The organism is Streptomyces sp. ITFR-21, assembly GCF_031844685.1.
Lineage (GTDB): Bacteria > Actinomycetota > Actinomycetes > Streptomycetales > Streptomycetaceae > Actinacidiphila.
In genome coordinates, this window is sequence record NZ_CP134605.1 from 2010112 (window position 1) to 2022385 (window position 12274).

General features: G+C 75.3%; 11 protein-coding genes. 8 read left to right on the plus strand and 3 right to left on the minus strand.

Annotated elements, in window-relative coordinates; all coding sequences use genetic code 11:
- The first annotated feature begins 17 nt into the window (after positions 1 to 17).
- Positions 18 to 1514 carry a glycoside hydrolase family 1 protein gene (locus RLT57_RS08915; RefSeq protein WP_311296831.1) on the plus strand — a complete coding sequence of 499 codons (1497 nt, stop codon included), beginning with the start codon at positions 18 to 20 and terminating at the stop codon, positions 1512 to 1514.
- 461 nt (positions 1515 to 1975) lie between these two features.
- Here the strand turns inward: RLT57_RS08915 and RLT57_RS08920 are convergent, their stop codons facing one another.
- Both RLT57_RS08920 and RLT57_RS08925 read right to left on the minus strand, forming a co-directional pair.
- A complete protein-coding gene (locus tag RLT57_RS08920; protein ID WP_311296832.1) occupies positions 1976 to 2719 on the minus strand; it encodes a class F sortase in 744 nt (247 codons plus the stop codon).
- A 485-nt stretch (positions 2720 to 3204) separates the two neighbouring features.
- A complete protein-coding gene (locus RLT57_RS08925) occupies positions 3205 to 3636 on the minus strand; it encodes a hypothetical protein (protein ID WP_311296833.1) in 432 nt (143 codons plus the stop codon).
- Positions 3637 to 3962: 326 nt separating this feature from the next.
- Between RLT57_RS08925 and RLT57_RS08930 the strand changes: the two genes are divergently transcribed.
- Positions 3963 to 5198: a multicopper oxidase domain-containing protein gene (locus RLT57_RS08930; RefSeq protein WP_311296834.1), complete on the plus strand. Its 1236-nt coding sequence runs from the start codon at positions 3963 to 3965 to the stop codon at positions 5196 to 5198.
- A 118-nt stretch (positions 5199 to 5316) separates the two neighbouring features.
- Here RLT57_RS08930 and RLT57_RS08935 read toward each other — a convergent pair whose 3' ends face one another.
- The gene (locus tag RLT57_RS08935; RefSeq protein ID WP_311296835.1) at positions 5317 to 6933 is read right to left on the minus strand and encodes an FAD-dependent oxidoreductase; all 1617 of its coding nucleotides are present in this window, start codon (positions 6931 to 6933) and stop codon (positions 5317 to 5319) included.
- Positions 6934 to 7118: 185 nt separating this feature from the next.
- On the opposite strand from RLT57_RS08935, the gene RLT57_RS08940 reads away from it, so the two are divergent.
- The 6 genes from RLT57_RS08940 to RLT57_RS08965 all read left to right on the plus strand — a co-directional run bounded on the left by RLT57_RS08940 (position 7119) and on the right by RLT57_RS08965 (position 12272).
- Complete coding sequence (locus RLT57_RS08940) at positions 7119 to 8360, plus strand: SchA/CurD-like domain-containing protein (protein WP_311296836.1); 1242 nt, start codon at positions 7119 to 7121, stop codon at positions 8358 to 8360.
- 56 nt (positions 8361 to 8416) lie between these two features.
- Complete coding sequence (locus RLT57_RS08945; RefSeq protein ID WP_311296837.1) at positions 8417 to 8857, plus strand: cupin domain-containing protein; 441 nt, start codon at positions 8417 to 8419, stop codon at positions 8855 to 8857.
- The gene (locus RLT57_RS08950) at positions 8854 to 10122 is read left to right on the plus strand and encodes a beta-ketoacyl-[acyl-carrier-protein] synthase family protein (protein WP_311296838.1); all 1269 of its coding nucleotides are present in this window, start codon (positions 8854 to 8856) and stop codon (positions 10120 to 10122) included. The genes RLT57_RS08945 and RLT57_RS08950 overlap by 4 nt, the downstream gene beginning before the upstream one ends.
- 134 nt (positions 10123 to 10256) lie before the next feature.
- Positions 10257 to 11474 (plus strand): beta-ketoacyl synthase N-terminal-like domain-containing protein, encoded by a 1218-nt coding sequence (locus RLT57_RS08955; RefSeq protein WP_311296839.1) that lies wholly within the window; start codon positions 10257 to 10259, stop codon positions 11472 to 11474.
- 66 nt (positions 11475 to 11540) lie between these two features.
- Positions 11541 to 11798, plus strand: a complete 258-nt coding sequence (locus RLT57_RS08960) for an acyl carrier protein (RefSeq protein ID WP_311296840.1) — start codon at positions 11541 to 11543, stop codon at positions 11796 to 11798.
- A 3-nt stretch (positions 11799 to 11801) separates the two neighbouring features.
- Positions 11802 to 12272 carry an SRPBCC family protein gene (locus RLT57_RS08965; protein ID WP_311296841.1) on the plus strand — a complete coding sequence of 157 codons (471 nt, stop codon included), beginning with the start codon at positions 11802 to 11804 and terminating at the stop codon, positions 12270 to 12272.
- Positions 12273 to 12274 lie beyond the last annotated feature (2 nt).

The following is a 12274-nucleotide window of genomic DNA, read 5'->3' on the forward strand; positions in this document are numbered from 1 at the left end:
CCCTGGAGTCCCCCGCCATGACAGCTGTCCGTTCCGAGAGCGCCGAAAGCGCCGAGACCGCCACCGGTGCGGCCCCGGCCCCGCTCCGTTTTCCCCCCGGTTTCATCTGGGGGGCGGCCACCGCCGCCTACCAGATCGAGGGCGCCGCGGCCGAGGACGGTCGCACCCCTTCCATCTGGGACACCTTCAGCCACACCCCCGGCCGGGTGCTCAACGGCGACACCGGCGACATCGCGGCCGACCACTACCACCGGTTCCGCGACGACGTGGCGCTGATGTCCGGCCTGCACCTGGGCGCGTACCGCTTCTCGGTCTCCTGGTCGCGGGTGCAGCCGACCGGCCGCGGCCCGGCCGTGCAACGCGGCCTGGACTTCTACCGGCAGCTGGTCGACGAGCTGCTGGGCCGGGGCATCACCCCGGTCGCCACCCTCTACCACTGGGACCTGCCGCAGGAGCTGGAGAACGTCGGCGGCTGGACGGTACGGGACACCGCCGAGCGGTTCGCCGAGTACGCGGGCATCGTGGGCGGCGCGCTCGGCGACCGGGTGCCGTACTTCACCACGCTCAACGAGCCCTGGTGCTCTGCCTTCCTCGGCTACGGCTCCGGGGTGCACGCGCCGGGCCGCACCGACCCGGAGGCGGCGCTGAAGGCCGCGCACCACCTCAACCTCGCGCACGGCAGGGCGGTCGGGGCGCTGCGCGCCACGCTGCCCGCCGCCGCGCAGACCTCGATCACCCTCAACCTGCACCAGATCAGGCCGCTTTCCGCGACGCCGGCCGACCTGGACGCGGCCCGCCGGATCGACGCGGTCGGCAACCGGGTCTTCCTCGACCCGATCCTGTCCGGCAACTACCCGGCCGACCTGCTCGCGGACACCGCGCACCTGGTGGACTGGGAGGCGCTGGTCCGGGACGGCGACCTCGCCGAGATCTCCCGGCCCATCGACCTGCTGGGCGTCAACTACTACACGCCGACGCTGGTCTCGGACGGCCGTACGCACGCCGAGGGCACCGACCTGGCCCGCAACGACGGCCACGGCGCCAGCGCCTACTCGCCGTGGCCGGGCTCCGAGCACGTCGCCTTCCACCTGGCGCCCGGCGAGACCACCGCCATGCGCTGGTCGGTGGACGCGACCGGCCTGTACGACCTGCTGATGCGGATCAGCCGGGAACACCCCGAGCTGCCGACGATGGTCACCGAGAACGGCGCCGCCTACGACGACTACCTGTCGCCCGAGGGCGCGGTCAACGACCCGCAGCGCATTGCCTACGTGCACGGCCATCTCGCCGCCGTGCACCGGGCGCTGGCCGACGGCGCGGACGTCCGCGGCTACTTCCTGTGGTCGCTGATGGACAACTTCGAGTGGGCGTACGGCTACAGCAAGCGGTTCGGCGCGGTGTACGTGGACTTCTCCACCCAGCGGCGGATCCCGAAGCGGAGCGCGCACTGGTACGCCGCGGTGGCGCGCGACAACGTCCTGCCGGATGTGCCGGAGGAGGCCGGGACGTCCTGAAGGGACGGGTGCGGCGGGGCGGTTCGAGGGTGCCGTCCCCCGCACCGCACACGGCACGGGCGGCTCCTCTCCCATGGGGGAAGGAGAGGAACTGCCCGCGGGTCCCGGGGTGGACGCCCCGGGGCGGCGGTCAGCCGGTGCGTGCGGCCGCAGGACCGGGGAGGAAGGCGACGCGGTGTGTCGCCGACCGGCGGGAACGCGGCAGGTGTGCGGGCCGGGGCCCGCGACGCCGCGGGGATCCAAACGAAGACCCTGGCCACCGGGCGACGGACAGGAGCCGGGTTGACGGCGGTGGGGCGGATTCTTATGGCGGGTTCAAGGAAGCGGAAGGCGTGGCTCAACGGAGCCGGGCCCACCGGCCCCACCGGGCCCGGGCAGCCTCATCCCGCCGGGCCCCGGGCAGCCTCATCCCGCCGGGCAGGGCGGCGCGGCCCGGCGGTGGTCATTACGGCGGGCGGCGGTCAGTCCTGCCGACCGGAGTCCAGGTGGGCGAAGACCACCACGTTGTCCTTGTAGTCCTGTTTGGCGTGGTCGAAGGTGCCGCCGCAGGTGATGATCCGCAGCTCGGCGTCCGGGGTGTCGCCGTAGACCCGCTGGTCCGGGAAGTCGTTCTTGGCGAAGGTCGCCAGCGAGTCGACGGTGAAGTGCGCGACGCTGTTGTCGGCCCGGGTGACGTCGACGCCGCTGCCGGGCTTGAGCAGCGACAGCAGGAGGAACACCGCGGGTCCGGTCTTGGTGTCCACGTGGCCGGCGACGATCGCGGCCCCGCGCTCGCCGGGCGTCGGACCGTCGCCGTACCAGCCGACCAGGTTGGGGTCGTCCTCCGGCGGGGGCTGGAGCCGGCCGTCGGAGCCGAGGGACAGCTCGGTGAAGGGCGCGTTCACCCCGATGGCGGGGATCGACAGCAGCGTCGGCGCGGACCGCTCCATCGCCGGTCCCCCGGTGGGCGCGGGGGTGCCCGGCTGCGGCGCGGCGGAGGCGGTCGGGTCGTCCGGCGCGCCCGGGTCGTCCGGCACGCCCGGGGCGGTCGGGGCGGTCGGGGCCGCGAACACCCCGGTGCCGATGGCGGATTCGCCTTCGGCGTGGGTCAGCGAGTTGTACATCAGGATCCCGCCGAACAGAACCGCGGCGGTGGCCCAGCGCAGCAGCCGCGGCCGGCTCTCACGAGCCGGCGCGGCGCCCTGCTGGGGGGACTGCACGACCATGGGGCGATGCCTTTCGACGGCTGCGGGAATCCGGGGCGGTGAGGGCGGTGACGGCGGTGGGGGCGGTGACGGCGGCGCCCGTCCGCCAGGGGTCCGCGCCGACCCGCGGGCGCCCTCGGCCGCCGCGGGCGGCGCCGCCCGCGGCGGCGGTCGTCCCGGGCGGGACGGCGAGGAGGCCGGCCCCTGTCAGGGTGGGGGCGGCCTCCGGGCCGGGAGCCACGGACCGGACCGCCGAACGGACCGCGGGGCGGGCCATGAGACGGACCGGGCCGCGGGCCGCGGCCAGACCGTGGAACAGACCGGGCTGAGCCGCGGAACGGGACCGGACGGCGGACCGGACGGCCGACCGCGGGGCGGGACGGCGGGTGGCGGGACGGGCCGGGTGGCGGGGTCCGGGGAGGGTGCCGGAGGGCCCGCCACCGGGGTGGCGGCGAAACCGGGTCGCCCGGAAGGGTGGCGGACCCGGCTCGCCGCCGCCGGCGGCGTTACGCGGTGGTCGGGCCGCCCGCCGCGGCGTTGCGGCGGCGCAGCGCCCACGCGCCGGCGCCGAGGCCGCCGACCAGCAGGACGGAGCCGGCCGCCAGACCGCTGCCGCCGGTGCCGGCGAGGCCGCCGCCACCGGTGTGCATGCCGCCGTGCGGCTTGTGCCAGCCGCCGTCGTCGCCGGCCCGGTCTCCGTCGCCCTTCTCGAAGCCGCCCTCGCCGGAGTCACGGCCGGACTCCTGGCCGGACTCCTGGCCGTCGGCCCTGCCCTTCTCGAAGCCGCCCTGGCCCGACTCGCGGCCGGCACCGGAGGAGGCGGCGGGTCCGCTCGGGTCGTAGGCGTCGACGGCACCCGTGGCGTGGGCGGCCGGGGCGGCGATGGCGAGAGCTGCGGTGAGGGCGGCACCGGCCAGCAGGGAGCGCGCAGTACGCATGGGGACGTTCCTTCCGTCGCGACGTACGCCGGTCGGCTTCGTACCGGCCCTGGAAAGCGCAGTGGCGACGTGCTCACCGTCCGTGGCTTCCCACGGGCGCGCCACCGGGGAGGGCCGGCAGGGGGACGGGGTGCGCCCACCGGGTGAGGGGAGTCCCCTGAACGGCAGTCGACCAAGGCCTTTGGCCCGGCGGACCGGTGTCCGGCCGGTCCCGGCGTCACCCGCTCGGCCCGGACGGACGGCGCGGCGTCCCGGATGGCGCCCACAGTGGTGACCACGAGCAGTGCGGCCCCTCGCCTCCCCCTCCCTTTCCCCGAAAGGACGCCATGGCTCCGAACCCGGTACCGGCCTCCCCTTCCGGCAGCGGTCGCCGGACCCTGCTGCGCGCGCTGACCGGTGGCGGCGCCCTGGCCGCGCTGACGCTGCCGGGCGGCGTGCCCGCGGCGGCGGCGGGTCCGCGCGCCGCGGATCCCGACCCGTTCGCCGAGGACCGGTTCCGGCCCAGCGGGCGGATCCGCGAGTACTGGGTCCGGGCCGACTCGTTCGTCCACGACGTGGCGCCGAACGGCCGCGACGCCATGACCGGCATGACGTTCACCGCCGACCGGACCTCGTACCCCGCGATCGGCTACCGCGCCTGCACCCCCGGCTGGGAGCGGCCGTTGGACGGCGACCTCGGCCCGTACGGGGTCGGCGTCAACACCGGCATCCCGGGACCGGTCATCCGCGGCGAGGTCGGCGACGTCATCAAGGTGCACTTCAAGAACAACGACGCGCACTACGGGTGGCCGCACAGCATGCACCCGCACGGGGTCCGCTACGGCGGCGACAGCGACGGCAGTTGGATGGCCGACGACCCCAACCGGCCGGGTACGGCGGTGCCGTTCGGCGGTACGTACACCTACACCTGGCTCTGCACGCCCGGCTCGGTGGGGAGTTGGCCGTACCACGACCACGCGGCCCCGCAGAGCGCCGCACACGGCGCGGCCACGGGATCGGGCACCGGCACCGGCACCGGCACCGGCACCGGCACCGGATCGGGATCGGGCATGGACGGGGGCAACGGCACGACCACGGCGGCGGGTTCGGGGCCGGCCATGGACATGGCGGCCGTGCGCGGCGGCGGTCCGGTGATGGAGATCGGCGCGGAGCTCGGCCTGTTCGGCATGATCGCCGTGACCGACGAGCACACCCCGGCGGTGGACCGGGAGTTCGTGCTGTTCTTCCACGACCTGTCCGCCGCCGACGCGCCCCCGCTCGCGCAGGACGTGTCCCTGTGCAACGGCGGCGCCTTCGTGGACAACGCGCCCACCTTCACCGCGCGGCCGGGCGACCGGGTGCGCTGGCGGGTCGGCACGCTGGGCAACACCTTCCACGTCTTCCACGTCCACGGGCACCGCTGGCGCGCCGGCGGCGGCTGGACGGACGCCCAGGTGCTCGGTCCCGCCACCACGCTGACCGTGGAGTACCGGGAGGACAACCCGGGCGACTGGCTCTACCACTGCCATGTGCCCGGCCACATGATGCGCGGCATGTGCGGGCGCTACCGGGTGACCGGCTGACCCCGGGGACGGACGAGCCGCCGGGCCGTACGCGACGTCCGTAGGGCCCGGCGGCTCCCCTGGCCGGCGGACCCCCCGCCAGCCACTCCCCGCCCGGTCGGGTGAGCCGCCCCGCGGGTCAGACCCGCCGCAGCACCCGGTCCAGCACCTCCCCGAGGGTCCGTTCCGGGTCGGCGTCCGCGCCCTCGGAGCACCACGCGGTGAACCCGTCGGGACGGACCAGCACCGCGCCCTCGTCGCTGACGGCGTGCAGCCGCGCCCACGCCGATCCGTCCTCGGGGTGCAGGTCGTGCCCGATGCCGTAGCACACCAGCGGGATGCCGGTGCGCTCGGCGATCCGCCGGCCCGCGGCGCGCCAGGCGCCGCCCGCCGGGCCGCTGAGCAGCACCGGGGTGCGCTCGTAGAGGTCCAGCGTGGACAGCCGTTCGCCGCCGCGCCGCACCCACTGGTGCGGGGCCCGGCCGCCCGGCCGGCCCACCGGGCTGAACTCCTCCGGGAGGGCGGCGGCGTCCGCGGGGACGCCTTCGACGGCGCCGGCCGGGTAGCGGTAGGCGAGTACCACCGCGAGCATCCCGGCCTGCCGGCCGACGGCCGGGCCGACGTCGTACCCCGGATGGCGGTGTTCGGCGGATCGGGCCGAGGCCCGCGCCGCGGTGGCCTCCGCGACCGGGCGGCGCTCGGCGTCGTAGGTCTCCAGCAGACCGGGTCCGGCCCAGCCGGCCAGCACGGCGGCGAGTTTCCAGGCGAGGTTGTGGGCGTCCTGGATGCCGGTGTTGGAGCCGAACGCGCCGGTCGGCGACATCTCGTGGGCGGAGTCGCCGGCCAGCAGCACCCGGCCCCGTCCGTAGCGCTCGGCCACCCGCTCCGCGGCGTGCCAGGGGGCCTTCCCGGTGATCTCGACCTCCAGGCCGGGCACGCCCGTCGCGGTGCGGATCAGCTCGGCGCACCGCTCGTCGGTGAAGTCCTCCAGGGTCTCGCCGTCGTCGGGCCGCCACGGCGCGTGGAAGACCCAGTCCTGCTCGTTGTCCACCGGGAGCAGCGCGCCGGGGCCGGCCGGGTTGGTCAGGTAGCAGACGATGAACCGCCGGTCGCCGACCGCGTCGGCCAGCCGCTTGGCGCGGAAGGTGATGCTCACGTTGTGGAACAGGTCGCCGGGGCCGGTCATGGCGATGCCGAGCCGCTCGCGTACCGGGCTGCGCGGTCCGTCGGCGGCGATCAGGTAGTCGGCCCGGACGGTACGGTCCCGGCCGGTCTCGCGGGACCGGATGACGGCCGTCACCCCGTCGGCGTCCTGCTCGCAGGAGATCAGCTCGGTGCCGAAGCGGATGTCGCCGGTGAGCGAGCGGGCGTTGCGCAGCAGCACCGGCTCCAGGTCGTTCTGGCTGCACAGGCACCAGCCGGAGGGGCTGATCCGGTCCAGCGTGCCGCCCGGGTCGATCTGTCTGAAGAGCCACTCCTGGTCGGCGCCCGTCAGGGTGTCGGCCTGCAGGATGCCGTGGTTGCCGGCCAGCACCGAGGCGGCGGCCCGGATCTGCGGCTCCACCCCGGCGGCCCGGAACAGCTCCATCGTGCGGACGTTGTTGCCGCGCCCCCGGGGGTGGCGGGAGGTGCGCGAGTGCCGCTCCACCAGCAGGTGCTCGACGCCGAGGCGTCCCAGGAACAGCGACGCGGACAGCCCCACCAGGGAGCCGCCGGCGATCAGGACGGGCACACGCTCGTCGGTTGTGAGGGTCATGGGCTGTCTCTTCCCTGCCGGCCGCCTCCGGGGCGCGCAACGGCGGGGTCTTCACCCGCTCGCGTCACGCGCCGTGCGCACCGGGCGGCTTCACGTGAGCATGACGGTAGCCGGGCAGCTCGCCGCATATGCGCGAGGCATGCGTCCGGCGCTGTGCCGATCCCGTATCCGAGAGGACCCTTCCCGTGACGACCCTTGACGACCGGCACACCCCGCCGGCCACCGCGCCCCCCCTCACCCGGCTGCGGGTCATATTGCAGCTGGACGTCCTCGACGGTCAGGACCAGGCGTTCCTGGCCGCGTACGAGAAGATCCGCCACCAGGTCGCGGCCGTGCCGGGCCACGTCAGCGACCAGCTGTGCCAGTCGCTGGGCAACTCCTCCCAGTGGCTCATCACCAGCGAGTGGGAGGACAGCGCGTCCTTCCTGGAGTGGGTGGAGAGCGCCGCCCACCGCGCGATGGTCGAGCCGCTGCACGACTGCGTACGGGACACCACCTCGCTGCGGTACGTCGTGGTCGCCGAGACGCCGGAGGGCGGGGCGCGTCCGGCGGGCGCCACCGCCGCGGCGGCGCGGGGCACCTCGGCGGCGAAGACACCGGCGGTCGACCCGCTCCCCGCGCCGCCGCTGTGCTCCGGCGGGGTGGTCCGGCACGCGATCACCTTCACCGTCAGACCGGGCAGCGAGCCGGAGGTGGCCCGCATCCTGGCCGGCTACCGGTCGCCGCAGGCCCAGGTGGACGACGCCACACGGCTGTTGCGGACCTCGCTGTTCATGGACGGCAACCGGGTGGTGCGGGCCGTCGAGGTGACCGGCGACCTCGGCAACGCGCTCCGGCACGTGGCCGCCCAGCCCGAGGTCAAAGCGGTGGAGGAGGCGATCAACCCGTATCTGGAGGAACGGCGGGACCTGACCGACGGCGCGTCGGCGCGGGCCTTCTTCGCACGGGCGGCGCTGCCTGCCGTCGAACACGTGCCGGCCTTTGGCCCGGCCGCACATCCCGCCGCACATCCCGCCGCACATCCGGACGCGGGCCCGGACGCGGGCCCGGACGCGGGCCCGGACGCGGGCCCGGACGCGGGCCCGGACGCGCACCCGGCCCGGCGGTCGGCCGCCGGTACCGGCGCCGCCGGCGACCGGACCGCGGGCGGCCACCGGCCCTCCGACGTGGTCAGGCACGCCTTCGTCCACCCCGTCGACGGCTCCCAGGGACCGGCCGAGGCGCGCCGGCTGGCCGCCCTCGACGCGGAGGCCGCGGCCGACCCCGGTCAGCCGATCGTGGCGAGCACCGTCTTCCAGCGCGGTGACGTGCTGGTCCGGGTGGTGGACGTACGGGCCGGCGCCGGCGCCGGCGCGGTGGCGCGCGGTGGCCGGGCGATGTCGCCGATCACCGACCGCACCTCCGCCCCGGCCTCCGCCCTCGCCTGACCCCGTCCCCGGAACGACCGGCGCCCAGCGCCTCGCACCCCCCAGGAGCAGCAGCCATGACCGAACGGCAACCCCTCATCGTCCACCTGGACGACACCACTCCCAACCGCCGCCGCGGCGGTGATCTGCGGGCCATGCTCACTCCGGCGACGGTCGGAGCGACCAGCGGGTTCATGGGGATGGCGCTGATCCGGCCCGGGGAGCGGATCGGGGAGCACTACCACCCGTACTCCGAGGAGTTCGTGTACGTCGTCAGCGGGCACCTGGAGGTGGACCTCGACGGGGTGAGCCACCCGCTGCGCCCGGACCAGGGCCTGCTGATCCCGGTGGACCAGCGGCACCGGTTCCGCAACGTCGGCGACACCGAGGCACGGATGGTCTTCCACCTGGGGCCGCTGGCGCCCCGGCCGGAACTCGGGCACGTGGACACGGAGCTCACCGAAGCGGCCGAGGCGGGGGCGGGAGCGCCCCCCGACCCGGCCGGGGCCCGCGCGTGAACCGGCGGGTGGCGGTCACCGGGCTGGGGGTGGTCGCCCCCGGCGGCATCGGTGTGCCGGCCTTCTGGGACCTGCTCACCGCCGGCCGGACCGCGACCCGGGGCATCACCCTCTTCGACCCGGCGGGCTTCCGGTCCCGGATCGCCGCCGAGTGCGACTTCGACGCCCCGGCGGCGGGGCCCGGCCCGGAGCGGGCCGAACCGGCCGACCGCTACATCCGGTTCGCGCTGGCCGCGGCCCGCGAGGCGGTCGCCGACAGCGGCCTGGACCTGGCGGCGGCCGACCCGTGGCGGGTCGGCACCTCGCTCGGCTCGGCGGTGGGCGGCACCACCCGGCTGGAGCGCGACTATGTGGCGGTCAGCGGCGGCGGCAGCCGCTGGGACGTGGACCACACCCGGGCGGGACCGCATCTGCACCGGGCCTTCCAGCCCAGTGCGCTCGCCTCCGAGGTGGCCGAGGACCTGGGCGTGTTCGGACCGGTGCAGACCGTCTCCACCGGCTGCACCTCGGGTCTGGACGCGGTGGGCCACGCCTTCCACCTGATCCAGGAGGGCAAGGCCGACGTGATCGTGGCGGGCGCCGCCGACTCCCCGATCTCCCCGATCACGGTGGCCTGCTTCGACGCGATCAAGGCCACCTCGACCCGCAACGACGACCCGGCGCACGCCTCCCGTCCCTTCGACGCCGAACGGGACGGCTTCGTACTCGGCGAGGGCGGCGCGGTGCTGCTGCTGGAGGAGTGGGAGCACGCCCGCCGCCGGGGCGCCCGGATCCACTGCGAACTGCGCGGCTTCGCCACCTTCGGCAACGCCCACCACATGACGGGGCTGACCACCGAGGGACTGGAGATGTCCCGGGCGATCGACCACGCGCTGGCCGACGCCCGGCTCGACCCGACCGGTGTCGACTACGTCAACGCGCACGGCTCCGGCACCAAGCAGAACGACCGGCACGAGACCGCGGCCGTCAAACGGTCGCTGGGCGAGCACGCCCACGCGGTGCCGATGAGTTCGATCAAGTCGATGGTCGGGCACTCGCTCGGCGCCATCGGCGCGATCGAACTCGCCGCCTGCGCGCTGGCGCTGGCCAACGGCGTGATCCCGCCCACCGCGAACTACGAGACGCCGGACCCGGAGTGCGACCTGGACTACGTGCCGCGGACCGCGCGGCAGGCCCGGCTGCGGTCGGTGCTGTCGGTGGGCAGCGGGTTCGGCGGCTTCCAGTCCGCGGTGGTGCTCGCCCGGCCGGAGAGGAGCAGGGTATGAACGGGGCCGTCCCGCAGGGGAGTTCTGCCGGGTCACCGGGGGCACCGGACTCGGCCGGTTCGCCGGGGTCACCGGGGTCACGCGGCTCGCGCGGCTCGCGCGGCTCACGCGGCTCACGCGGTCCGCGCCGGGCGGTGGTCACCGGGCTCGGCGTGATCGCGCCCAACGGCATCGGTACCGACGCCTTCTGGAAGGCGGTCCAGATGGGCACCGCGGTGCTCGGACCCGTCACCCGGGAGGGCTGCGCCGACCTGCCGCTGCGGGTGGCCGGCGAGGTGGCCGGCTTCGACCCGGAGGCGGTGGTGGAAAGCCGCTTCCTCGTCCAGACCGACCGCTTCACCCACTTCGCCATGGCCGCCGCCGAACTGGCCCTGGCCGACGCCCGGCTGGCGGCCGACCCGGACCGCCCCTACGCGGTGGGCGTGGTCACCGCGGCGGGCTCCGGCGGCGGCGCCTTCGGGCAGGCCGAGTTGCAGCAGCTGTGGGGCCAGGGGCCGTCGTTCGTCGGCCCTTACCAGTCCATCGCCTGGTTCTACGCGGCCAGCACCGGCCAGATCTCCATCCGGGGCGGCTTCCGCGGCCCCTGCGGAGTGCTGGCCGACGACGAACCCGGCGGCCTGGACGCCTTCGCGCACGCCTGCCGCACCATCCGGCGCGGTACGGACGCGATGGTGGTGGGCGCCACCGAGGCGCCGCTGGCCCCGTACTCGGTGGTGTGCCAGCTCGGCTATCGCGAGCTCAGCCTGTCCGCGGACCCGCGCCGGGCCTATCTGCCGTTCACCGCCGACGCCTGCGGCTTCGCGCCTGCCGAGGGCGGCGCGATGTTCGTGGTGGAGGACGAGGAGGCGGCGGCGCGGCGCGGCGCCAAGGCCCGCGCGGTGGTCGCCGGGCACGCCTCGACCTTCACCGGCACCGGCGGCTGGGACCGGTCCCGGCAGGGCCTGGCGCGGGCGATCGACGGCGCGCTGGCGGAGGCGGGGTGCCGGCCCGAGGAGGTGGACGTGGTGTTCGCCGACGCGCTGGCGGTGCCCGACGCCGACCGGGCCGAGGCGCTGGCCATCGCCGACGCGCTCGGCCCGCGGGCCGCGACCGTGCCCGTCACCGCGCCCAAGTCCGGTTTCGGCCGGGCCTACTGCGCCGCCGGGGCGCTCGACGTGGCCGCCGCGGTGCTGGCCCTCGAACACGGGGTGGTGCCGCCGACGCCCAATGTCGCCGAGGTACGGCACGACCTCGACATCGTCACCGGCGAAGCCCGTACCGCGCCCCTGCGCACCGCGCTCGTCCTCAGCCGCGGGCTGATGGGCGGCAACTCGGCGCTGGTGCTGCGGCGCGGGCACGGCGACGAGCGCTGACCCCCGGGCCGCCGCGTCCCCGGCGGCCCGGGCCCCCGAGCCCCACCCCAGAAGGAGAGGCAACCGATGAACGCACCCGTCACGTACGAGGAACTCGCCGCCCTGATGAAGGGTCGCGCCGGAGTCTCGGTGGACCCGCAGGACATGGCGGGCCGGCCCGACGCGACCTTCGAGGAGTTCGAACTGGACTCGCTCGGCCTGCTCGGCATCGTCGCCGAGCTGGAGAAGCGCTACGAGCGCCCGATCGGCGAGGACGCGGAGACCTGCAAGACCCCGCGTGCCTTCCTGGAAAACGTCAACGCCCAGCTGACCGCAGGAGTCTGAACCATGACCGGACGCACTGACAACCGCATCCTGATCGCCGCCCCCCGCGAGCTGACCTGGGAGCTGACCAACGACCTGGAGAAGTGGCCGGAGCTGTTCAGCGAGTACGCCTCCGTGGAGATCCTCGAACGCCACGGCGACACGGTGACCTTCCGGCTCACCATGCATCCCGACGAGAACGGCACCGTGTGGAGCTGGGTCTCCGAGCGGGAGGCGGACCGCGAGTCGTGGACGGTGGAGGCCCGCCGGGTCGAGACCGGCCCCTTCGCGCACATGAACATCCGCTGGGAGTACGAGGAGGTGCCCGGCGGCACCTCCCTGCGCTGGCTGCAGGACTTCGCGATGAAGCCCGACGCCCCGGTGGACGACGCCGGCATGACCGCGCACATCAACCGCAACTCGGCCGTCCAGATGGAACGCATCCGCCGGCAGGTGGAGCAGCACGCGGCCACCGTGGCCGCCGGCGGGAGGTGACC

What these genes read in the sequence shown, in the direction of transcription:
- RLT57_RS08915 (WP_311296831.1), top strand. Translation starts at nt 18, where the DNA reads ATGACAGCTGTCCGTTCCGAGAGCGCCGAAAGCGCCGAGACCGCCACC.
- RLT57_RS08920 (WP_311296832.1), bottom strand. Translation starts at nt 2,719, where the DNA reads ATGGTCGTGCAGTCCCCCCAGCAGGGCGCCGCGCCGGCTCGTGAGAGC.
- RLT57_RS08925 (WP_311296833.1), bottom strand. Translation starts at nt 3,636, where the DNA reads ATGCGTACTGCGCGCTCCCTGCTGGCCGGTGCCGCCCTCACCGCAGCT.
- RLT57_RS08930 (WP_311296834.1), top strand. Translation starts at nt 3,963, where the DNA reads ATGGCTCCGAACCCGGTACCGGCCTCCCCTTCCGGCAGCGGTCGCCGG.
- RLT57_RS08935 (WP_311296835.1), bottom strand. Translation starts at nt 6,933, where the DNA reads ATGACCCTCACAACCGACGAGCGTGTGCCCGTCCTGATCGCCGGCGGC.
- RLT57_RS08945 (WP_311296837.1), top strand. Translation starts at nt 8,417, where the DNA reads ATGACCGAACGGCAACCCCTCATCGTCCACCTGGACGACACCACTCCC.
- RLT57_RS08960 (WP_311296840.1), top strand. Translation starts at nt 11,541, where the DNA reads ATGAACGCACCCGTCACGTACGAGGAACTCGCCGCCCTGATGAAGGGT.
- RLT57_RS08965 (WP_311296841.1), top strand. Translation starts at nt 11,802, where the DNA reads ATGACCGGACGCACTGACAACCGCATCCTGATCGCCGCCCCCCGCGAG.